The organism is Antarctobacter albus (assembly GCF_900101505.1).
Classification (GTDB): Bacteria; Pseudomonadota; Alphaproteobacteria; order Rhodobacterales; family Rhodobacteraceae; genus Antarctobacter; species Antarctobacter albus.
The window spans coordinates 196,656-217,900 of the sequence record NZ_FMZI01000003.1 but is presented as its reverse complement, the minus strand read 5'-3'; the positions used below and the strand labels follow the sequence as shown (position 1 = coordinate 217,900).

Genomic DNA, 21,245 nt, shown 5'->3' with positions numbered 1-21,245 from the left:
GCGACGGCATTCGGATCACCCGGCGTCGAGTGCCCGGCAATCTTCGGGCAGCCAGCCGATCTCGATCTGGCTGCCGGGCTCCAGACGCACCTGGTCGGGTGCGTTACGGGTCTTGATGACGAAGTCGTCATTGCCCGCGACACGGAGCCTCGTACGGAAGATATCGCCCATGTAGATGAATTCCAGCACTTCGGCCTTCAAAGTGTGCGCGCCTTCCTTCAGGCGGTCCTTGTTGAACTCGACCCGCTCGGGCCGGATCGAAACCCGCGTGCGCTCACCCACTTCGCTGACGTTGACCGGAGTCGCGTCCAGCATCTCGCCGCTGTCCAGCTTCACCTCGCAGGTATCGCCCTTCATCGCCGTGACCACGCCTTCCAGCGTGTTGTTCTCGCCGATGAACTGCGCGACGAAGCTGTTCTGCGGCTTTTCGTACAGTGCGTCCGGCGGCGCCAGCTGCTGGATGCGCCCGTCGTTGAAGACGGCGACGCGGTCCGACATGGTCAGAGCCTCGGTCTGGTCGTGCGTGACGTAGACCACGGTGATGCCCAGCTGGTGCGCCAGGTTGGTGATCTCGAACTGCATGTGCTCGCGCAGCTGCTTGTCCAGCGCGCCCAGCGGTTCATCCATCAGGACCAGCTCGGGCTCGAAGACCAGCGCGCGGGCCAGCGCGATCCGCTGCTGCTGACCACCCGACAGCTGCGCCGGGCGGCGGCCGCCAAAGGCACCCATCTGGACCATGTCCAGCGCATGCTTGACCTTCTTTTCCCGGTCGGCCTTGCCGATCTTGCGCACCTCCAGCGGAAAGCTGAGATTCTCGGCCACGGTCATGTGCGGGAACAGCGCGTAGTTCTGGAACACCATGCCGATGCCGCGCTTGTGCGGCGGGATGTTGTTGATGCTGATGCCGTCCAGCTTGATTTCGCCATGCGTGGCGGTCTCGAACCCGGCCAGCATCATCAAACACGTGGTCTTGCCTGACCCGGACGGCCCGAGCATCGTCAGAAATTCGCCCTTCGGCATGCTGAGGTTCAGGTCTTTGACGACGAGCGTTTCGCCATCATAGCTTTTTTGCACGCGCTCAAAGGCGACAAATGCGTCGCCACTAGCTCCATCAGCCACGTCAGACTCCCTGTCTGTTATTTCGCGGATGTTTCTCCGCTGTATTGTGCTCAGACTAAAGCGCGTGACGTTTGGACATGCAAGCAAATCGCTGAAATCTGCGTATGCGGCAGGCAAATACGGCTCTTCCGGTTACAAAAACGGCGTGCAACCAGCCGATCGGAAGGTCAAATCGCCCGATTCGGGCAATATGCCTGCGCCCTTGACAGCGGTTTTGACCGCCCCGGCCCGGCACGACACGCCATGACCACTGGTCAACGGAGCCGTCCGGGCAGAGTCCGCGCCAGGGTTTCGGGCACGATCAGCCGTGTCTCGGGCGTGATCCGGACCGCGATCTTCAGCAGGTGGTCCGGACGGAATGCGATGCAGCCTTCGGTCGGGAACCCCGGTCGGCGCCAGCGGTGCAGGAAGATGGCAGAGCCCCTGCCCCGTTCGGCCCGGGGCCAGTTCCAGTCGGTCAGCAAGACGAGATCATACAGGCGGTCGGCACGGCGCAGGCGCTCATGGCTCCCCGCGTAGGGCGCGCGCACCATGAGGTTATAGTCCTCGTCGCCGGGATCGTCCGACCAAAGGTCACCCGGCCCGATCGGCACCGCCCAGTCGGCGGGTCGCGCGATCCGGTCAGGGCGGTAAAGCATGCCCGTGATGCGGTGCTCCCCCGCCGGGGTGGCGCCATCCCCCTCACGCTTGTCCGTACTCACGCCACCCCGTCCCACAGAACAGGGCCAGACCCGCCCTGCGAAACGCAGCCCGCGCGGCGTCAGGATCATGTCGCCGGCGCTCATCGTATTCCGGGCTCCAGCTCGCTCGGATCGGCGACCTCGACGCGCCAGAACGCGCGCGCCTCGGGCGGCAAGGCGGCCAGCGCGCTTTCCCACTCCGGCCCCCGGATGGCGCGCCGCAGGGCCCAGGCCACCGACTCTATGCAGCTGTCCGGGGTCAGGTTGTGATTAGGTCTGAGCGCCTGCGCCTCCCGGATCAGATCATCGCGCGATGCCCAGGGCGCAGGCGGCACCTCTGGCTGCCAGCCCGCAACGAAAATCGCCCGGGGCACGCTGGGCAGCACACTGGCAAAGCGCAGCCCCTCTTCCGCCGTCACCCGTCTCCGGAAAACATGAAACACGCCATCCAGCGCCGTGTAGGCCATGTTGTCCGACTCGAGGTTCATCCGCGCCTTCAGATCGTCCAGGAAGGCCCGGTATTCGCGGCTGGCGTGGCGGTATGTCCAGGGCTGCGGCACGGCTCAGGCCGCTTCGGCGCGGTTGATGCGCTGCATCACCTGGGCGCCGATCTCGAAGGATCGCAGGCGCGATGCGTGGTCGTGGATCTGCCCGGTCAGGATCACCTCGTCCGGCGCGAACCGGTCGATAAAGCCCCGCAGTTGCGCTTCAACCTGCCCCGCGTCGCCCACGGCACTGATCCGCAGCGCCTCGTCCAGCGCGGGCATCGCGCCCGGGGGCACAACAGAGGACAGGTCCTCGACCGGGGCGGGCAACTTGCCCGGCTTCCCGGTCCGCAACCGGAAAAAGGCCTGCTGCATTGTCGTACGCAGCCTTCGCGCCTCGGCCTCCGTATCGGCGGCAAAGACGTTGATCGCCACCATCGCATGGGGCCGGTCCAGCGTGGCGGAGGGCCGAAAATGCCGCCGGTAGACTTCCAGCGCCTGTTCCAGCGCCTGCGGCGCGAAATGCGAGGCAAAGGCATAAGGCAGCCCCAAAAGAGCCGCCACCTGCGCCCCGTGCAGCGAAGACCCCAGGATCCACAGCGGCACCTCGGTCCCCTCGCCCGGCAGCGCGCGCACCGGGCGGCCTTCCTGCGGCGGCCCCAGTAGCTCGCGCAGCTCGCCCACCTCGGCATGGAATTGCTCGGCGCGTTCCGGATGCACCCCCAGCGCCCGCATCACCATCGCGTCGCCCCCAGGCGCGCGGCCAAGGCCAAGGTCGATCCGGTCGGGGTACAGCGTCGCCAGCGTGCCAAAGGCCTCGGCCACGGCCAGGGGCGCGTGATTGGGCAGCATGATGCCCCCGGCCCCCACGCGCATCCGGCTGGTCAGACCGGCGACATGGCCCACAAGGACCGCCGTCGCCGCCGAAGCGATGCCCGGCATGTTGTGATGTTCCGCCATCCAGTAGCGGTGATAGCCCCAGGCCTCGGCCTTTTGGGCAAGATCGCCGGTGTTGCGCAATGCGTCGGCGGCGGTGAACCCCTCGGGCACCGGCGACAGGTCGAGCAGGGAATAATGCATGTGCGTCTCCTTCGGACCAAAGCTAGGCACGCGAGGCCGCGCTGACAACGCCGCCTCCGCTGCGCCACCGGCTTGGGACCGCCTATCGTTTCTTTGGGCTGAAAATACCTTTGGGGGTCCGGGGGCAAGGCCCCCGGCGACCGCCACGGGCGCTCACTTACAGCAGGTGCCCCGACTTCGCCGCCTTCACCGCCAGATAATGGGTGTTGTGCACGGTCTCGCCCACCTTCAGCGGGACGCGCTCGGCCACGCCAATGCCGCAGCTTTCCATCATCCGCATCTTGGCCGGGTTGTTGGTCATCAACCGGACAGCGGAAAAGCCCATCTTGTCCAGGATCTGCGCCCCCAGCCGAAAATCGCGCTCGTCATCCTCGAACCCCAGCCGGTGGTTCGCCTCGACCGTGTCGAACCCCTGGTCCTGCAAGGCATAGGCGCGCATCTTGTTCGCCAGACCGATCCCGCGCCCTTCCTGTTGCAGGTACAGCAGCACGCCCGCGCCTTCCTGCCCCATCTGCATCAGCGCCGCGTTCAGCTGCGGGCCACAGTCGCATTTCAACGATCCCAGCAGATCGCCCGTAAAACAGGCCGAATGCAGCCGCGCCAGCACTGGCCGGGCACGGTCGGGGCGGCCGATCTCGATGGCATAATGTTCTTCGGACCCGTCCGCGGGGCGATAGATGTGCAGACGCGCGTTTTCGGCGGCGCGCAGGGGCACGCGGGCGGAGACCACATGCTCCAGCTCCGGCAGGGCCTCCAGCAGCGGGGCCGCCTCCATGCCGTCTATTTCCAGCAGGCCCTGTGCCGCGGCGGTTCCGGGCGCCACGGGCACGACCAAGGCTGCCGGCAGCAACCGCGCGCCCTTGCACAACTGCAGCCCCAGCCGGTGCAGCATGACCGAGCCGTCGCGCCGGGTCTGCAACGGGCCTTTCATCGGGTTGGCCAGGTCATCGGCGGGATCGGCTAGGTCCTGCACCCAGGACAGGCGCGCATCCCCGGGCACGATCACCCGCGCCACGTCGCCGTCATAGGCCCGCGCCTTCAACGTGGCCGCCCGCCGGTCGGTCAGGGCCAGGTCCAGAGGCCCCAGCGCCCGCATCGCGCACAGCCGCGCCTCGGACAGGGTCTCGGCAGCGGCGACGAGCACATGCGCGCCATCCGCGCGCAGACCCACGGGCACCCCCATGCGCAGGTCCGCCCGGGCCCGCGCCAATGTTTCATTCAGGTCCGGACCCAGTCCCACCTCTGCACCCTCCGGCTGGTCAACTCCCCGGCATCCTGTAACATTTCCGCCCTCAGCACACGAGGACGTGAAAGTCTTGCAGCAAAGCTTGCCGGAGGCGCACTCTGTCCACATCTGCGAGAAAAGGCAACACGGAGGGCCGCACAATGGCGCAACTGCGAAACATCCTGCTGGTCGACGACGAAGAAGACCTGCGCGAGGCCCTGGCCGAGCAACTGGTCATGACCGAGGACTTCGAGGTCTTCGAGGCGGATGCAGGCGCCAGCGCGATGGCCCGGGTCAAGGAACAGATCTACGACCTGGTGATCCTGGACGTCGGCCTGCCCGACACCGACGGGCGCGAATTGTGCCGGTTGATGCGCAAGCAGGGCGTGAAGTCGCCGATTATCATGCTGACCGGACATGACAGCGACGCCGACACGATCCTTGGCCTCGATGCGGGCGCCAACGACTATGTGACCAAGCCGTTCAAGTTCCCGGTCCTGCTGGCGCGTATCCGCGCCCAGCTGCGCCAGCACGAACAGTCCGAGGACGCGGTGTTCACTGTCGGCCCCTATACCTTCAAACCCTCGATGAAGATGCTGGTCACGGAAGACGAAAAGAAGATCCGTCTGACCGAGAAAGAGACCAACATCCTCAAGTTCCTCTACCGGTCGACAGAGGGTGTCGTGCCGCGCGACACCCTGCTGCACGAGGTCTGGGGCTACAATGCCGGCGTGACGACGCACACGCTGGAAACGCATATCTATCGCCTGCGGCAAAAGATCGAACCCGATCCGTCGAACGCGCGCTTGCTGGTGACAGAATCTGGCGGATACCGCCTTGTAAGCTGAGTGGCACACACTTAGGTCGCATTGCACGGAACAAAGATGCACGGCTAAGTTTTGTTTCGAGCGGATTTGACCCAGATCATAGTTTCATGACTCGGTCATGTTTTAATCTGGCTCCAAGAGGTCCCGTCGCATGTGCGGGTTATCGCATGCACCTCCCTGTTGGACCTGGCCGGGCATCTTGCCCGGCCTTTTTTTGTTCCGATCCGTCAAGGGGTTCCAATACGCACACAAAGGGTCGGGTCCCGGCGATGACACCGGGACCCCGGGGTGCGTCCCGTGAGTGCCGAAGGGGGCGTTCCCGTGTCAGTGCTATCCCGATTTACGCGCGAGGGCATAAGGGTAAACAAGGGGCCGTCGTTCCCCTTGGCCGCCACGCCGACAGAGCCCTAGGCGGCGGGATCGTTCCGCACGGGGTCCAGTTCCGCCTCGTCGCGCAGGTTGTCGCGCAGGGTCATCACCTCGTCTCGCAGTCTTGCCGCGTCGCTCATGGTCAGCCCCGCCCGTTCCAGGAAACAGCGCGCTATATCCGCGCTCTGGGCCTGTAATGCGCGCCCCTCCTCGGTCAGCCGGATGCGCACCTGGCGTTCGTCCTCCGGGTCGCGGCGCCGGGTCACAAGGCCCTTGGCCTCCAACCGTTTGACAAGGGGCGTCAGCGTGTTCGAGGCCAGTTGCATCTGCACCGCCAGCGATCCCAGCGGCCGGTCATCCGCCGACCAAAGCGCCGTCAGCACCAGGTATTGCGGATAGGTCAGGCCAAGCGGATCCAACAGCGGCTTGTAGGCCTGCTGCATGGCGTGGCCCGCCGAATACAGTGCGAAGCAGAGCATTTCCGAGGGAGAGAGAGAACTGGACATGACACAGGAATAGATCGCGCAGGATAAAATCGCAAGCATTGACAAATCCACACACGACACAGATGTTTCGCACACGATAAATTCCTGCACGAAAGGAGAATGTCATGAGTGTCGACACGAAATATTGGACCGAGGCCTGGGCCACCGGCGGCGGCCGCAACGGCTCTGCCGGCCTCGAGTCGGGGATGCTGACGGTCACGATGACCAGCCCGACAGAGCTGGGCGGCTCGGGCAAGGGTCACAACCCCGAAGAGCTCTTCGCCACCGGCTATGCCGCCTGCTACCTCGGCGCCATGCGCTTTGTCGCCCAGAACGAAAAGCTGGGCACCGTGCCCGAAGACGCCAAGGTCACAGCCCATGTCGGTATCGGTGGGCGTAGCGAAGGTGGCTTCGGCCTGAAGGTGAAACTGGCGGTCTCGATGCCCGGCGTCGACCGTGACGTGGCCGAAAAGATCGCCGAGCGCGGCCACTTCATCTGCCCCTATTCGCACGCAACCAAGGGCAATATCGAGGTCGAGACCGAAGTCGTCTGACCCAGTTGGCGCGGGGCGCGGCTTCAGCCGCCCTGCGCCTCTATGAACTGGCGCACGGCCTCCTGGACATGGCGGAAACGATCGCCGCCCAGGTGCTTGCCACCGTACCAGCGCGTCACCACCACGATGGTGTCGCGCAGGTCCTCACGCTCCAGCATGCGCAGGATCACCATGCCGGCGCCGCTTTCGCCATCGTCGTTCTTGAGCGGGCCGCCCTCGGTCAGGCAGGCCCAGGTGTTATGCGTGGCCTTGGCGAATTTCTTGCGCCGTTTCAGCTCCTTGAGAAAGGCCGCCGCGTCGTCGGCACTGCGGCAGGGCCCGCCGGAGACCGCGTAGCGCGACCCCCGGTCGCTGATGATATTCTCCAGCACCAGCACGGGCGCCTCAATGTGTCCCGGTGCGCGGCAGCCGGTCCAGGAACTCTGCCGGGTTGAAGAGATCGACGTAGCCGCCGACACCATAGGCCCGGCATTCCAGGAAACGGTCCGGCGCGCAGCGGCGGTACAGGTCGTCGGTCAGGGCCAACACGCCATGCACGTCGTCAAAGGCCCAGCTTATGAGGAACCCCGGCGCGCTGACCGCGCGCACGGAATTGCCCGTCGCCCCGTCCAGCCAGACGGCGACCTCGTCCCGGTCCAGCGCCTCGCGCGGGGCCGGCAGGGCATTTTCGCGGTACTCATCCCACAGCATGATCTCGTCGATGCCCAGCGCCTGCAGGTAGTCACTCAGCATCGGTTCCATGATCGCGGGCATGCAGTCTTCTTCGGGCGGATAGATGCCCTGCGCCGTGCAATAGCGGGTCAGCGCCGCGCGCATCCCGTCGTCGGTATCGTCGCGCTCGATGTTCAGCGCCCAGAGCCAGACCGTCCGCTCGAACAGCGCCCGGTCCCGGGCGCCAATCGCCTGGCGCACCGCCTCCCAGCGCAGCGGGCTGCCGCTCTGCTTGATGAGGTCGGGAAACTCGTCCGGCGCCGGGTTTTCAGGCACGGGCGGGGCCTCGGCCAGCGCGCTCAACTCGTCGGCGGAGGACACGGTGATGCGCGCAGGCCCGTAATGGGTCGTGTCCGGATGATGCCCCGGAACGGTGAAAAACGGGTTGTAGACCGCAAAGACGTGGTCGTAGTCGCGCGCCCAAAATTCCAGGACGGGAAGCTCTGTCGGGGGATGCTGAATGGCCCGGCCAATGTGATGCATGGGGTCCTGTCGTCGTCTCGTATCAAAGTGCAAACGGGCGGCCCAAAGGCCGCCCGTCCGGGAAACTGCCGAAGGCGCGTGCCGCCGGCGGGCAGCGGGGATCACTCCTCCGCTTCTTCCTTTTGCTTGGTGATCTCTTCACCGGTCTCCTGGTCGACCATCTTCATCGCCAGGCGCACCTTGCCGCGGTCGTCAAAGCCCAGCAGCTTGACGTAGACTTCCTGGCCTTCCTTCAGAACGTCCGAGGGATGGTTCAGGCGGCGGTTCTCGATCTGGGAGACGTGCACCAGCCCGTCACGCTTGCCAAAGAAGTTCACGAAGGCGCCGAAATCGACGATCTTCACGACCTTGCCCTTGTAGACCTTGCCCTCTTCCGGCTCTGCCACGATCGAATAGATCATGTCATAGGCCTTCTGGATGGACTCACCGTCCGGCGAGGCGATCTTGATGATGCCCTCGTCGTTGATGTCCACCTTGGCGCCCGACACTTCGACGATCTCGCGGATCACCTTGCCGCCCGAGCCGATCACTTCACGGATCTTGTCGGTCGGGATCTGCATGGTCTCGATGCGCGGCGCGTGCACGCTGAACTCACCGGCCGAGGACAGGGCCTTGGCCATCTCGCCCAGGATGTGCAGGCGACCGTCCTTGGCCTGTGCCAGCGCGGCCTTCATGATCTCGGGCGTGATGCCCGCGACCTTGATGTCCATCTGCAGCGAGGTGATGCCGTTCTCGGTGCCCGCAACCTTGAAGTCCATGTCGCCGAGGTGATCCTCGTCGCCCAGGATGTCGGTCAGGATCCCGTAGGAGCCGTCATCTTCCAGCACCAGGCCCATCGCCACACCGGCAACCGGCGCCTTCAGCGGAACGCCCGCATCCATCATCGACAGCGAGCCACCGCAGACGGAGGCCATCGAGGACGAGCCGTTGGATTCGGTGATCTCGGAGACCACGCGGATCGTGTAGGGGAAATCGGTTGCCGCCGGCAGCACCGCCTGCAGCGCACGCCATGCCAGTTTGCCGTGGCCGATCTCACGACGACCGGGCGAACCAACGCGCCCAACCTCGCCCACCGAATAGGGCGGGAAGTTGTAGTGCAGCAGGAAGTTCGACCGGTAGTTGCCGTGCAGCGCGTCGATGATCTGCTCATCGTCGCCGGTGCCCAGCGTGGTCACGACCAGACCCTGGGTTTCGCCACGGGTGAACAGCGCCGACCCGTGGGTCCGCGGCAGCAGGCCGGTTTCGCAGACGATCGGGCGCACCTGGTCAAGGGCGCGGCCGTCGATGCGGCGGCCGTTCTTGACCACATCACCGCGCAGCACCATCGATTCCAGCTTCTTGATCGCGGAACCCAGGTTCGGATCTTCAAGCTGTTCCTCGCTGAGGCCGGCCTTGATCTCTTCCTTGACGGCGGCAACCGTGGTCACGCGCTCCTGCTTGTCCGAAATCGCGTAGGCGGCGCGCATCTTGTCTTCGCCCGCGGCCTTGATCACGTCGAACAGGGCCGAGTAATCCGGCGGCTGGAAGTCGAAGGGTTCCTTGGCCGCGTCTTCGGCCAGCGAGATGATCAGGTCGATGACCGGCTGGATCTGCTCATGCGCGAAAAGAACCGCGCCCAGCATCTCGTCTTCGGTCAGTTCGTAGGCTTCGGACTCGACCATCATGACCGCGTCCTTGGTGCCCGCGACAACCAGGTCGAGTCGCTGCTCGGGGTTGTTGCGCAGCTGGTCCATGTCCTCGACGGTCGGGTTCAGGACGTATTCGCCATCTTCAAAGCCGACGCGCGCACCGGCAATCGGGCCCATGAAGGGCGCGCCGGAAATGGTCAGCGCGGCGCTTGCGGCGATCATCGCCACGATGTCCGGGTCATTGACCAGGTCGTGCGACAGGACGGTGCACATCACCAGCACTTCGTTCTTGAAGCCGGGGACGAACAGCGGGCGGATCGGACGGTCGATCAGGCGCGCGGTCAGCGTTTCCTTCTCGGTCGGCCGTGCTTCACGCTTGAAGAAGCCGCCGGGCACCTTGCCGGCCGCGTAATATTTTTCCTGGTAATGGACGGTCAGCGGAAAGAAGTCCTGGCCTTCCTTCTGCTGCTTGGCAAAGGTCACGTTGGCCATGACGCTGGTCTCGCCCAGGGTGGCGATGACGCTGCCGTCGGCCTGACGGGCAACCTTGCCGGTTTCCAGTGTGAGCGTTTCCTCGCCCCACTGCATCGACTTTTTGACTTCTTTGAACATCAGTTATCCTCTAGGAGGCGCTCCGGCCCCTGCCGGTCCTCCGTTTGAATGGCGGCCCCATTGCCGCCGACCCCTTCATCATCCCATGCGCCGGGGTCAAAGCGTCACGTCTCAGATGACTGGCGCCATACAGCAGCAAGCGCCTTTTGTGAAGCCGTTGCGTTCCATGCCAGCCGCCCCAAAGTCCGATTTTTTGCGGCCCGGCAGGTTCTTGGCGGCGGGTTCGGCCCGGATCATTGCCATTTGCCGTTACCAGAGGGCGTGCTACAGCGCGGAACGTGATTTCATCAGGCCAAACCCATGAACATTCTTCAGATTGCTTCCCTCCTCATCGTCCTTGCCGCGGTCTTTGGTGCCATCAACTATTTCGTCCTGCGCCTGCCTTCAGCGATCGGCATCCTCGTCGTCGCCCTGCTGACCTCGATGGCGGCCCTTGCGCTGGACACGATGGTGCCCTCGCTCACCCTGGCCGAGGATCTGCGCGCCATCGTCACCGGCATAGATTTCTCCGACGCCCTGCTGGAGGGGATGCTGGGACTGTTGCTGTTTGCGGGCGCCCTGCACGTCAAACTCTCGGACCTGCGCGCGGTCTGGCCCACGGTCCTGCTGATGGCCACCATCGGCGTGGCGCTGTCTACCGCGGTGATCGGGCTTGGCTTTCACTGGCTGACCGGCGCGCCGCTGCTGATTGCGCTGGTCTTCGGGGCGCTGATCTCGCCCACGGATCCCGTCGCCGTCATGGGCGTCCTGAAACAGGCCAACCTGCGCAAATCACTGGAAACCCAGGTCGCGGGCGAAAGCCTGTTCAATGACGGCGTGGGCTATGTCGTCTTCCTGGTGCTGGTCGGGCTGGCCTTTCCGGCGCTCTCGCATGGCCACGGCGATGCCGCCCACGCCAGCCCCGCGCTGGACGCGGCCAGGCTCTTTGCACAGGAGGCGCTCGGCGGTGCGGTGCTGGGCCTTGTCCTGGGCTGGCTGACCTTCCGCGTCATGCGCCATATCGACGATTATTCCCTCGAGGTGTTGATGACCTTGGCGCTGGCCTTCGGCGGCTACGAACTGGCCATCGCGCTGCATGTCTCGGCCCCCATCGCGGCGGTCTGCGCCGGCCTGCTGATCGGCGACATCGGGGCCAAGCACGGCATGTCCGAGGAAACCCGCGAATACGTCGAGAAATTCTGGGTACTGGTGGACGAGATCCTGAACGCCGTCCTCTTCATGCTGATCGGGGTCGAAATCTTTGCCGTGCAACTTGAAACCGACATGCTGGTGACCGGCGTCATCTGCATCGCGCTGGCGCTGTTCGGGCGGCTTTGCGCGGTGGTGGTACCGATCCTGATGCTGCGGCCGTTCCGGAGTTTCGCCCCCGGCGTCATGCCGATCATGACCTGGGGCGGGCTCAAGGGCGGCATCTCTGTCGCCCTCGCCCTGTCGCTGCCCGACAGCGAGTGGAAGCCGCTGATCCTGACCGTCACCTACGTGATCGTGGTCTTCTCGATCATCGTGCAGGGGCTGACCATCGGCAAGCTGGCCAACCGGGTCGGGCGCGAACCCGACCTGGTCTGAGTCACAGGCCCGCCCTGTCCAACGTCGCGCGCTCTGCCCGGTTCAGCCGCTCGAGCGCCTCGTCCGGGCCACCGGCACGGCGCCAGATCGCCAGGCAGGATTCCGGCGACCAGGGCAGCACCGCCCCGGCCATCCAACGCCGCAGCGGCGCCGGCAGGCTGTCGTAGACCCGCATCGCGTCGCCCCGGCGGCGGCGCGGCCTGATCGCCACCGCACCACGGTTGCCGTTGCGGCGGGCCATCACGCCACCTCTCGCGCGTCCCGCCACTGGGGGAACGGGTCCGGTTGTTCCGCCCCCGTCACCTCAGACACAAGACAGGCTTCCAACCGCGCCTTCAGGTCGGCCCAGTCGATCCCCGCACCGATAAAGACCAGTTCCTGCCTCCGGTCGCCAAAAGGCTCGGCCCAATGGGCCAGGAAATACTCCTGCGCCCGCGCATCCTTGGGCCAGTTCTCCTTCGGGACCGTCGCCCACCACTTGCCCAGCGGTTTCACGCTCGACAAGGCGCCCGCCAGCGAGAATTCGGCCACCCAGTCGGGCCGCGTCGACAGCCAGAAATGCCCCTTTGCCCGGATCACGCCCGGCAGGCTGCCGTTCAGCAGCGCGTGGATACGCTCCGGGTCAAAGGGGTCGCGCGCCCGGAAGACGTAGCTGGCGATGCCGTATTCCTCGGTCTCGGGGACGTGATCGGCAAAACCGTACAGTTCCTTCGCCCAAGCGGCATGTTCATGCGCCTTGTCGAAATCGAACAGTCCGGTTTCCAGGATCTCGGCGGTCGCCACCTCGCCGTGATCCGTGCGGATGATGCGCGCATCGGCATTCAGGCTGCGGATGATCTTTTGCGCTGCGTCCACCTTGAGCGCGCCCGCATCGCTGACCTTGTTCAGAACGACGACATCGGCAAACTCGATCTGGTCCGTCAGCAGGTCGACAAGGGTGCGCTCGTCTTCCTCGCCCAGGCTTTCGCCCCGGTCCGCCAGGAAATCATGGCTGGAGAAATCCTCCAGCAGGTTGCAGGCATCCACCACCGTCACCATCGTGTCCAGCCGCGCGACATCCGACAGGCTCTGGCCCGCGTCATCCCGGAAGGCAAAGCTTGCTGCCACCGGCAGCGGCTCTGCGATGCCGGTCGATTCGATCAGCAGCGTGTCGAAACGCCCCTCTTCAGCCAGCTGCCGCACCTCGATCAGCAGGTCCTCGCGCAGGGTGCAGCAGATACAGCCGTTGGACATTTCCACCAGCGTCTCGTCCGTCTGGCTGAGGTTCGCGCCGCCCGCGCGCACAAGGTCGGCGTCTATGTTCACCTCGGACATGTCGTTCACGATCACGGCGACGCGCCGCCCTTCGCGGTTGTTCAACACCCAGTTGAGCAGCGTGGTCTTACCCGCCCCCAGGAATCCGGAAAGCACGGTCACGGGGATGCGGGGATCGGTGTCGGGCATGGTCAAGCTCCCTATTCGACAAGAAACAGGTGTATGTTATAGTATAACATAACAAACCCGGCCAGCCCCAAACTCCACTGCGCAAAGAAAAACCGCGCTTCCCGGAGGGGAAACGCGGTCAATCCGTTCAGCGACGGGACAGTGCCTTAGCGGCGGATGCCCAGGCGGCCGATCAGCGAGCGATAGCGCTCTTCGTCCTTGCCCTTGAGGTAGTCCAGCAGCTTGCGGCGCTGGGCAACCATCATCAGAAGGCCACGACGCGAGTGGTTGTCCTTCTTGTGGGTCTTGAAGTGTTCGGTCAGGGTCGAGATACGCGAGGTCAGGATGGCCACCTGCACTTCGGGCGAACCGGTGTCGCCTTCCTTGGTGGCGTATTCCTTCATCAGGCGGGTCTTTTCTTCCGCGGTGATCGACATCGGGGTCTCCTTTCGGATCAAAGGGTTATGGCACAAGCCGGGATGTCGTCCAGCAAGGCCCGTGGAGAGGTCCGCCAAAGCGGATGCGCGCAGGTACGCGATTCCAGCCCCCTTGGCAAGCCCGCTAACCTACGTCGCCAGGTCCAGCGCGGCGGCATCGCTTTCGCCCACCAGCACGATCGAGGACAGCGGCGGCGCCTCGGCAGTGAGCAGGCTGGCCAGAACCGTCCCGCCCAGGCGGATCTCGGTCGTCTCCGGATCATCCTCGCGGGCGGACACCTCCAGCTCGGGTTCCGGTCCGCCGGCGCTGTCGTCATAGACGATCACCAGCTGATCTTCCTCCGCGTCGTAGTCCAGCGGGTCCGCGCCGGCAAGCTCTGCCGACGCGTCGTTCGGCGCCGCCGGCACATCGACCCCAAAAGACTCCAGCTGCAAGGCCCCTGCGCCCGTCTCTGTCCCCGTCTCTGCCAGCTCAGCATCCTCGACCGGGTCCAGCCCGGCGAGGTTGATCAACCCCATGCGCGCAAACAGCGACCGCCCGTCCTCAAGCGCGGCGCCCTCCGGCGTGCCCTCGTCGATCCCCTGCGGAAAGAACTGGAACACCCCCAGTGAGGCCGGCGACAGGGGCGAGGCCGGCAGGCCATCGTCCCCATCGTCGCCCGTGTCGGCAAGCGCCTCGTCCGCATCGTCACCGATGCTGACGATGGCCACCGAACCAAGCGCTATCAGCCCCATGAGCCCGGCCAGTAGATACATCGTTGCAGCCCCGTTTTCCGCCGTACCGGCAACGACGGGCACACCACGCCGCCCCGGTTCAGGCCGCGACTATGGCAGCACGGGGTAAAGCAAGGCTTACTCGGCCTCGTCGATCTTGATTTCCTCGATCAACGCGGTCGCCCAGTCGCCCAGGATCGGGATGAACTCGATCTGGCTCAGCAGCAGGACAACGACCGAAACCAGCGCCGTGGCCCCCAATGCCGTCCCCAGGCCCAGCATCATGCCCCGCAGGAACTGAAAGGCCATCAACCGCGCCAGGTTGTTGTGCACCCGGACAAAACGGTGCTGGTTCAGGCGCTTGACCTCATCGGCCAGGCGCGCCACTTCCTGCCGCAGGGCCTCGGTCTCTGTTTCAGGCGGCATAGCGCATCTCCATCGGCCAGGGTTCGGGGTGGACCGCGTAGGACACATAGAGCGGGTGGCGCGGGTGGCCCGCCTTTGTCAGACCCAGGTGGCGCACATCGCCCCGCAGCAGTGGCGCCGCACGCGGCCCCGCCCCTTGCAAGGCGCCATGCACACCCCAGGCCGCCAGCGTCAGATCCGCCGCGCCCGACCAGTCGCGCAACAGCGCGGCATTCTCCGGCCCTTCCGGGTCCTCGGCGCGGCGCAGGTCCTGGGGCCGGGTGGCGCGAAAGGCGAACAGGTTGGCGATCCGCATCGCCCCGTAGCCCAGCGCCTTCGTCCGTCGCTGGCAGCGCTCGATGGTCGGGTCGTTCGCCAACTCACTGGCCGTCGAGGGGTTGAGCATCACGAACAGCACCTCTCCCGCGCCCGGATCCCAGACCCGGCGCAGCCCGTAACGATAGCGCTCGCAAGGCGAATACCAGGCGGTGCTCCGCTCTCCATCCTTTTCCGCGTGCCTTTCGATCATGGCCGCAAGCTGCCCCGCCCGCGCCGGGGGTTCAAGGGCGATTGACATTCACACCTGCCTGCGGCCCCCTGCCGCCACAGTCACCGGAGCACCCCATGAACATCCAGATGATCGAGGCCGCCGCCACCCGCGCCCGCAGCATCACCCGCCGCACGCCGCTCTTGTCCTCGCCGGCGCTGGACGCCATCGCCGGGCGCCGCGTCCTGGTCAAGCCCGAGTGCCTCCAACATACCGGCAGTTTCAAGTTCCGCGGTGCCTGGTCGGCCCTGACCGCCCTGCCGGAAGACCAGCGCGCCAAGGGCGTGATCGCCTTTTCCTCGGGCAACCACGCGCAGGGGGTGGCGCTGGCCGCGCAAAAGCTGGGGGTTCCGGCGGTGATCCTGATGCCGTCAGACGCGCCCGCCGCCAAGATCGAGGGCACTCGCAGCTACGGCGCCGAGGTTGTGCTCTACGACCGGACAACCGAAAGCCGCGAAGAGATCGGCGCCGCGATTGCCGCCGAACGCGGGCTGACGCTGGTCAGACCCTACGACGAACCGCAGGTCATTGCCGGCCAGGGCACCTGCGGACTGGAAATCGCCGAACAGGCCGCCGAGGCAGGTGTGACAGAGGCCGACGTGCTGGTCTGTTGCGGCGGTGGCGGCCTGACCGCCGGGATCGCCCTGGCGCTGGAGGCCCGCGCGCCGGGGCTGCGCGTGCGCCCCGCCGAACCCGAGGGCTACGATGACACCGCGCGCTCGCTGCACTCGGGCAGTCGCGAGCGTAACGCGCAAGAGGCCGGTGGTCTCTGCGACGCGATCCTGACCCCGATGCCCGGAGAGCTGACCTTTCCGATCAATGCCCGCCTCTGCGGCCCCGGCGTGGTGGTGACGGACCAGGAGGTGCTGCGTGCCATGTCGCTGGCCCTGCGGCACCTCAAGCTGGTGGCCGAACCGGGCGGCGCCGTGGCCCTTGCGGCGGCGCTCTTTCACGGTGACGAACTGGCCGGTGAGGCGGTGATCTGCACCATTTCCGGCGGCAACCTGGATCCGGCCATGCTGGCCCGCGCGCTCGAGGTCTAGGCGCGCCGGGAGGTCAGGAAAACCCCGCTCCCGACGTTGCGTCAACCTGCTATACTGCAGGCCAGACACGCCTGTTGGGAGACACCCATGTTCCGCCGCCTGACCATTGCCGCCGCGCTCCTGCTTGCCACGCCGCTGGCCGCGCAGCAGGACCGCCTGCTTGGGTTCGACCTCGACAGCTTTGGCAAGACCGTCCTGTCGCGCAAGCAGTTCGGCAGCGATGTCATCCCCGAGGCCGCCTACGGCGCCTACAACAACGAATTCATCTCCGCCTATTCCAGCCAGTCGGTCTTTGCCCGCATCGGGCGCTCCGTCGGGCGGCTGGACGTGGCGACGGACAAGGGCGTTTTTCCCTGCACCGCCTTCCTGGTCGGTGACGACATCCTGATGACCAACCATCACTGCGTGCCCGGCATCCTCGACGACAGCCGGGCCGCGGCGAAATCCATCGTCGGCGTGCGGTTCGTCATGGGCTACACTCAGGAAGGCGTGACCGAGGGCACCAGCTCCTTCCTCGTCGACCCGGTCCCGGTCGAGACCTCGAAACCGCTGGATTACACGCTGCTGCGCATCCTGGGCGACACGCCGGGGCGCGATTTCGGCACGCTGGAACTGGCCGCCGTCACGCCCCATGACAACGATCCCTACTGGATCATCGGCCACCCGATGGGCGAGGCGCAGCGGATCAGCCGCGAGAAATGCCGCGCCAATGCCCCCGCGCTTTCGGACAACAAGCTGCTGCACACCTGCGATACCATGCCGGGCAACTCCGGCTCTCCGGTGATTGACGCAGGCACGCGGCAGGTGGTCGGGCTGCATCATGCCGGATCGGCGAACAACAGCGTCAACTATGCCATTCCGATGGCGGCGATCCTGGCCGCCTCGAACCTGCTGTCGCCCGCCAAGGGGTCCGGCGGTCCGGACAATGCCGAGGGCCGCGCCCTGACGCGCCTGTCCGACGCGCTGCTGATCGACGATGACGACGACCGCCGCAGCGCGCTTGAATCGCTGGTAACAGAGGCGCCCGGCACCTCTGCCGCACGCACCGCCGCCCGGCTGCTGGCGGCACTGCAACCGGCCCCACCGCCCCCGCCCACGCTGGCGGAACGCATGGCGGCAAATGCCGACGTGCAGGCCTGCGACCGTCTCGCCGGGGACAGGTTTCACCCCGACCGCGCGGCGGGCTTGATGCGCAGCGACGGCACGGTCTTCGAGGCAATGGATGCCAGTGCCGCCATCGCGGCCTGCCAACGCGCTCTGGACAGCTTTCCCGCTCACCCCCGCATGACCGCCTTCCTGGCAGAGGCATTCAGCGCCGCGGAACGCTATGACGAGGCCTTTTCCGCATACAAGGCCGCCGCCGACACCGGCGACGCCGTCGGCCAGGCGGGCCTGGGCGTTGCCTACCTCTGGGGATTGGGCACACCGAAGAACCAGAACAAGGCATTGGAGATGTTCGAGAAATCCGCAGAACAGGGTCACCCGATCGCCAAGACCGGGCTGGGCGTGATCTACCAGCACGGCCAGGGTGTCCCCGCCGATCCCGACCGGGCCCTGACCCTCTACCGTGAGGGCGCCGAGGCCGGTTATCACGGCGCGCAGGACCAGCTGGGTGACCTCTACCTGGCCGGAACCATCGTTGATCAGTCGGACGAAACCGCCGCCTACTGGTTCGCCAGGGCCGCCGAACAGGGCAACGCCGCGGCGCAGTTCAACCTCGCCCTTCTGTACGAAAACGGGCGCGGGGTCGACAAGTCCATGACAACCGCCGCCCGCTGGTACACCGCCGCCGCCGAACAGGATTACGCGGAAGCCCAGCAGGCTCTCGGCACTCTCTACATGACAGGGACCGGCGTGACCGCCTCCGATGCCACGGCGATCGGCTGGTATCGCAAGGCGGCGGCGCAGGGTGACCCGGTCTCGCTCGCAAGCCTGGCATGGATGACCGAGAATGGGCGCGGCACCAGCCAGGACCCGGCAGAGGCGGCCCGGCTCTACATCGAGGCCCTGCGCGCAGGCAGCGACGGGCCCGTGACCCGCGACACCGCCGACTGGCCCCGCGACACCGCCCGCGCCTTGCAAGAGGCCCTGGCCCGCGCGGGCGTCTACCAGGGCCCCACCGACGGCCGCATCGGCCCCCGCACGCGCGAGGCGATGCGCAGCCTCCTGCCCTGACGCCCGGAATCGCCCCTGCCTTGCTCCCCTGTCCTCCCCCGGTGTACGAACAGGCGATATGGCGAAACGAAACCCAAGCCCGATGATCCGATCCTTGCTCGCAGTCCTGGCGACAACCTGTCTTCTGGCCAGTCCCGCCGCGTCCGACTACGAAAACATCTTCCCGACCGACAGCTTCGGGGACACCGTCCTGCCTCTTCCGCTCTGGATGCAAGGCGACCGTGGCGAGGGATACCTGCCTTTCGGAATGCCCGAAATCGAAGAGGTCGCGCGTTTCGGCAAGACCTCCATGATCGCGCAGACCGGACGCCCGGTCGGTCGGCTGGATGTCAGCACCGGTACAGGCGTCCTGTCCTGCACCGGGTTTCTCGTCACCGTGGATCTGCTGCTGACCACCGCGCTCTGCGCCCAAGGCACCCCTCGCCCGGCGGGCAAGGCCGCAGAGATCGAGTCCATCCGTTTTACCCTCGGCTACCTGGACAAGACCGATCCCGACAGCGCCGAAGCCTTCGAGGTCGATTCGACCCCGGTCGAAATCGACGAGGCCCTGAATTATGCGGTTCTCAGGATCACGTCGGGCCAGCCGGGCGAACGCTACGGTACCCTTGCGCTCACCCACTCAGCCCCGCTCGGCCATCAGCCTCTCCGGCTCTACGGGCATCCTTTGGGCTTTCCCCAAAACGTCGCTTACGAGGATTGCTGGGTCGCCACACCGGCCATACTGGACGGCGATCTACGGCACACCTGCGATACCCTGCCGGGAAACGAAGGCTCTCCGCTTGTCCACGCTCTCGAAACCCGGGTGATCGGCCTGCATCTCGGCGGGTTCGGGAACAGCGTCGAACACGCGATCCCGATAGGCCGAATCCTCGAACGCTCACGCGTTCTCAAGCCCGCGGTTCAGGACTGACCCTCAGTCCAGCCGCCGCGCCTCGTCCTGCAGCATGACCGGGATGCCGTCGCGGATCGGATAGGCCAGCCCCGCCGCCGTGCTGATCAATTCCTGCCGGTCCACGTCATAGCGCAGACCAGTCTGCGTCACCGGGCAGATCAGCGCCTCCAGCATCCGCCGGTCAAATTCAACGCTCATTGAATCAGGTCCTCCTCGCCGCCGCGCAGCGCATATTCGATCAATGTCACCAGCGTCTCGCGCCGTGTGCTCAAAGAGGGCGCTTCCAGCAGCGCCTGCTTGTCCTCGGGGTTGAAGTCCAGCAGCATCGACAGCGAGTTCACCAGCAACTCGTCATCCGCCTGCTGCAGCGTATCCCAGTCCGCCGACAGGTCCTTGGCCGCGAAAAAGCGATCCAGCAAGTCCATGAAACGCACCCGCTCAAAGCACGTGTCCGTCTCTGCCCCCTGCTGGTCGCGTTCGAACCCGTCCCAGTTGACCTCGCAACAGCGGTAAGGCGTGAACCCCTCGACCTCTCGCACGATGCGAAAGCGCGATATTCCGGTCAGCGTGATCATGTAACGCCCGTCCTCGGTTTCCGAGAACTGCGTCACCCGGCCCGCACAGCCGATCCGGTGCAGGCCCCGTTCCTCGCGGCCCGGCACCTGGTGCGGCTGGATCATGCCGATCAGACGGGTTTCCGTTTTCAGGCAATCGTCGAGCATCGCGAGGTAGCGCGGCTCGAAGATGTGGAGCGGAAGGCGCGCCCGCGGCAGCAGGAGCGCCCCCGGCAGGGGGAAAACCGGGATCTTGCCCGGCAGATCTTTGAGCCGTGTCATGCCCGACAAGGTAGACTGCGCGACCGGTCAGGCAAATATCATCGAGCTCAATTTGCGGCGTCCGTTCAACGCCACCGGATCATTCGGCTTCAGCGCCTCGAAGATGGTGAAAAGCTGCGCCTTTGCGGCGCCGTCGTTCCACTCGCGGTCGCTGCGGAAGATCTCCAGCAGCTGGTCCACCGCGCCAGCGGCATCGCCATTGGCGTACATCGCCTGCGCCAGGTCGAACCGCGCCTGCTTGTCCTCGGGGTCGGCTTCGACCTTGGCGGTCAGTTCGGCCACCGGGCCCGCATCCGCCGCCTGTTTCGCCAGTTCCAGCGCCGCATGGGCCGCTTCCAGTTCCGGTGCCTTGGAAATCTCGACCGGGGCGCCGTTCAGGATCGCCTCGGCCTGCTCCAGGTCGTCCATCGCAATGTGGGCGCGCACCAGTCCCGCGTAGGCGGCGGCATTGGCCGGGTCCTCTTCCAGGATGGCGGCAAAGGTCTGCGCCGCATCCACCGCCGCGCCCTGGTCCAGCATCTCTTCGGCTGCGGCCACGGCATCATCCAGCCCGCCCGAGGCATCGCCACCCGCCGCCTGCACGACGCGATCGACAAAGGCCTTGAGTTCGGATTGCGGCAGCGCGCCCTGGAACCCGTCCAGCGGCTGACCCTTGAAGAAGGCATAGACCGTCGGGATCGACTGGATGCGCAATTGCCCGGCGATCTGCTGGGCCTCGTCTACGTTGACCTTGACCATCTTGACGGCGCCCTTGGCCGCCTTGACCGCATCTTCGAGCATCGGGCCAAGCGTCTTGCAGGGGCCGCACCAGGGCGCCCAGAAATCGACGATGACGGGAACCTCGGCAGAGCCGTCCACGACTTCCGCCATGAACTCCGCTTCGGAGATGTCTTTGATCAGGTTGTCCGCAGCCGGTTGGCCGCCGCCCAGTTCCAGCATGTCGCCCTCAC

Annotated in this window: 24 protein-coding genes; 6 read left to right on the top strand and 18 right to left on the bottom strand. The window is 65.8% G+C overall.

Translation table 11 applies throughout. From position 1 onward, the window contains the following. Positions 1-15: 15 nt before the first annotated feature. From BLQ71_RS06605 to ribA, 5 genes are all read right to left on the bottom strand, one after another. Positions 16-1,119 (bottom strand): ABC transporter ATP-binding protein, encoded by a 1,104-nt coding sequence (locus BLQ71_RS06605; protein ID WP_043136250.1) that lies wholly within the window; start codon positions 1,117-1,119, stop codon positions 16-18. A 254-nt stretch (positions 1,120-1,373) separates the two neighbouring features. Continuing rightward, the gene (locus BLQ71_RS06600) at positions 1,374-1,904 is read right to left on the bottom strand and encodes a L,D-transpeptidase family protein (protein ID WP_043136247.1); all 531 of its coding nucleotides are present in this window, start codon (positions 1,902-1,904) and stop codon (positions 1,374-1,376) included. Next, entirely contained in the window at positions 1,901-2,359 is a 459-nt protein-coding gene (locus BLQ71_RS06595) for a DUF2267 domain-containing protein (RefSeq protein WP_074621147.1), read from the bottom strand. Before BLQ71_RS06595 ends, BLQ71_RS06600 begins: the two co-directional genes overlap by 4 nt. Positions 2,360-2,362: 3 nt before the next feature. Further along, positions 2,363-3,364 carry an LLM class flavin-dependent oxidoreductase gene (locus BLQ71_RS06590; RefSeq protein WP_069209225.1) on the bottom strand — a complete coding sequence of 334 codons (1,002 nt, stop codon included), beginning with the start codon at positions 3,362-3,364 and terminating at the stop codon, positions 2,363-2,365. 157 nt (positions 3,365-3,521) lie between these two features. Then, on the bottom strand, positions 3,522-4,604 hold the full coding sequence (ribA, locus tag BLQ71_RS06585) for a GTP cyclohydrolase II (protein WP_074621146.1): 1,083 nt from the start codon (positions 4,602-4,604) through the stop codon (positions 3,522-3,524). A gap of 146 nt (positions 4,605-4,750) precedes the next feature. Here ribA and BLQ71_RS06580 point away from each other — a divergent pair, with 146 nt between their 5' ends. Continuing rightward, positions 4,751-5,437 carry a response regulator transcription factor gene (locus tag BLQ71_RS06580; protein WP_043136238.1) on the top strand — a complete coding sequence of 229 codons (687 nt, stop codon included), beginning with the start codon at positions 4,751-4,753 and terminating at the stop codon, positions 5,435-5,437. Between the two features lie 386 nt (positions 5,438-5,823). Here the strand turns inward: BLQ71_RS06580 and BLQ71_RS06575 are convergent, their stop codons facing one another. After that, positions 5,824-6,330, bottom strand: a complete 507-nt coding sequence (locus BLQ71_RS06575) for a MarR family winged helix-turn-helix transcriptional regulator (protein WP_269799308.1) — start codon at positions 6,328-6,330, stop codon at positions 5,824-5,826. A 65-nt stretch (positions 6,331-6,395) separates the two neighbouring features. Here BLQ71_RS06575 and BLQ71_RS06570 point away from each other — a divergent pair, with 65 nt between their 5' ends. Continuing rightward, entirely contained in the window at positions 6,396-6,824 is a 429-nt protein-coding gene (locus tag BLQ71_RS06570) for an organic hydroperoxide resistance protein (protein ID WP_043136236.1), read from the top strand. Positions 6,825-6,847: 23 nt separating this feature from the next. On the opposite strand, the gene BLQ71_RS06565 is transcribed toward BLQ71_RS06570, so the two are convergent. The 3 genes from BLQ71_RS06565 to pnp form a co-directional block, all read right to left on the bottom strand. After that, on the bottom strand, positions 6,848-7,201 hold the full coding sequence (locus tag BLQ71_RS06565; protein WP_043136235.1) for a YigZ family protein: 354 nt from the start codon (positions 7,199-7,201) through the stop codon (positions 6,848-6,850). Positions 7,202-7,208: 7 nt separating this feature from the next. Continuing rightward, positions 7,209-8,018, bottom strand: a complete 810-nt coding sequence (locus BLQ71_RS06560; RefSeq protein WP_074621145.1) for a DUF2711 family protein — start codon at positions 8,016-8,018, stop codon at positions 7,209-7,211. A gap of 101 nt (positions 8,019-8,119) precedes the next feature. Continuing rightward, positions 8,120-10,258, bottom strand: coding sequence for a polyribonucleotide nucleotidyltransferase (gene pnp / locus BLQ71_RS06555; RefSeq protein ID WP_069209228.1), 2,139 nt, complete (start codon positions 10,256-10,258; stop codon positions 8,120-8,122). Between the two features lie 300 nt (positions 10,259-10,558). Between pnp and BLQ71_RS06550 the strand changes: the two genes are divergently transcribed. Further along, positions 10,559-11,824, top strand: coding sequence for a cation:proton antiporter (locus BLQ71_RS06550; protein WP_074621144.1), 1,266 nt, complete (start codon positions 10,559-10,561; stop codon positions 11,822-11,824). Between the two features lies 1 nt (position 11,825). Here BLQ71_RS06550 and BLQ71_RS06545 read toward each other — a convergent pair whose 3' ends face one another. The 6 genes from BLQ71_RS06545 to BLQ71_RS06520 form a co-directional block, all read right to left on the bottom strand. Beyond that, complete coding sequence (locus BLQ71_RS06545; RefSeq protein WP_043136228.1) at positions 11,826-12,065, bottom strand: DUF6525 family protein; 240 nt, start codon at positions 12,063-12,065, stop codon at positions 11,826-11,828. Continuing rightward, positions 12,065-13,267 (bottom strand): GTP-binding protein, encoded by a 1,203-nt coding sequence (locus tag BLQ71_RS06540; protein WP_074621143.1) that lies wholly within the window; start codon positions 13,265-13,267, stop codon positions 12,065-12,067. Before BLQ71_RS06540 ends, BLQ71_RS06545 begins: the two co-directional genes overlap by 1 nt. 146 nt (positions 13,268-13,413) lie before the next feature. Continuing rightward, a complete protein-coding gene (gene rpsO / locus BLQ71_RS06535) occupies positions 13,414-13,683 on the bottom strand; it encodes a 30S ribosomal protein S15 (protein WP_043136223.1) in 270 nt (89 codons plus the stop codon). 129 nt (positions 13,684-13,812) lie between these two features. Continuing rightward, entirely contained in the window at positions 13,813-14,439 is a 627-nt protein-coding gene (locus BLQ71_RS06530; protein WP_074621142.1) for a hypothetical protein, read from the bottom strand. A 96-nt stretch (positions 14,440-14,535) separates the two neighbouring features. Next, positions 14,536-14,823 carry a DUF5665 domain-containing protein gene (locus tag BLQ71_RS06525; RefSeq protein WP_043136218.1) on the bottom strand — a complete coding sequence of 96 codons (288 nt, stop codon included), beginning with the start codon at positions 14,821-14,823 and terminating at the stop codon, positions 14,536-14,538. After that, positions 14,813-15,331 carry a DUF1643 domain-containing protein gene (locus tag BLQ71_RS06520; protein WP_069209358.1) on the bottom strand — a complete coding sequence of 173 codons (519 nt, stop codon included), beginning with the start codon at positions 15,329-15,331 and terminating at the stop codon, positions 14,813-14,815. The genes BLQ71_RS06525 and BLQ71_RS06520 overlap by 11 nt, the downstream gene beginning before the upstream one ends. A 95-nt stretch (positions 15,332-15,426) precedes the next feature. Here BLQ71_RS06520 and BLQ71_RS06515 point away from each other — a divergent pair, with 95 nt between their 5' ends. The 3 genes from BLQ71_RS06515 (at position 15,427) to BLQ71_RS06505 (ending at position 19,477) form a co-directional block, all read left to right on the top strand. Further along, on the top strand, positions 15,427-16,392 hold the full coding sequence (locus BLQ71_RS06515) for a threonine ammonia-lyase (protein WP_074621141.1): 966 nt from the start codon (positions 15,427-15,429) through the stop codon (positions 16,390-16,392). An 87-nt stretch (positions 16,393-16,479) separates the two neighbouring features. Next, the gene (locus tag BLQ71_RS06510; RefSeq protein ID WP_074621140.1) at positions 16,480-18,567 is read left to right on the top strand and encodes a trypsin-like peptidase domain-containing protein; all 2,088 of its coding nucleotides are present in this window, start codon (positions 16,480-16,482) and stop codon (positions 18,565-18,567) included. Between the two features lie 94 nt (positions 18,568-18,661). Beyond that, on the top strand, positions 18,662-19,477 hold the full coding sequence (locus tag BLQ71_RS06505) for a trypsin-like serine peptidase (RefSeq protein WP_175459225.1): 816 nt from the start codon (positions 18,662-18,664) through the stop codon (positions 19,475-19,477). A 3-nt stretch (positions 19,478-19,480) separates the two neighbouring features. Here BLQ71_RS06505 and BLQ71_RS06500 read toward each other — a convergent pair whose 3' ends face one another. From BLQ71_RS06500 to trxA, 3 genes are read right to left on the bottom strand one after another with little or no spacing between them, the layout of a single operon-like run. Beyond that, positions 19,481-19,657, bottom strand: coding sequence for a Trm112 family protein (locus BLQ71_RS06500; RefSeq protein ID WP_074621138.1), 177 nt, complete (start codon positions 19,655-19,657; stop codon positions 19,481-19,483). Then, on the bottom strand, positions 19,654-20,295 hold the full coding sequence (locus BLQ71_RS06495; RefSeq protein ID WP_043136209.1) for an LON peptidase substrate-binding domain-containing protein: 642 nt from the start codon (positions 20,293-20,295) through the stop codon (positions 19,654-19,656). Before BLQ71_RS06495 ends, BLQ71_RS06500 begins: the two co-directional genes overlap by 4 nt. Before the next feature lie 27 nt (positions 20,296-20,322). Continuing rightward, positions 20,323-21,234 carry a thioredoxin gene (gene trxA / locus BLQ71_RS06490; protein WP_074621137.1) on the bottom strand — a complete coding sequence of 304 codons (912 nt, stop codon included), beginning with the start codon at positions 21,232-21,234 and terminating at the stop codon, positions 20,323-20,325. Positions 21,235-21,245: the final 11 nt, after the last annotated feature.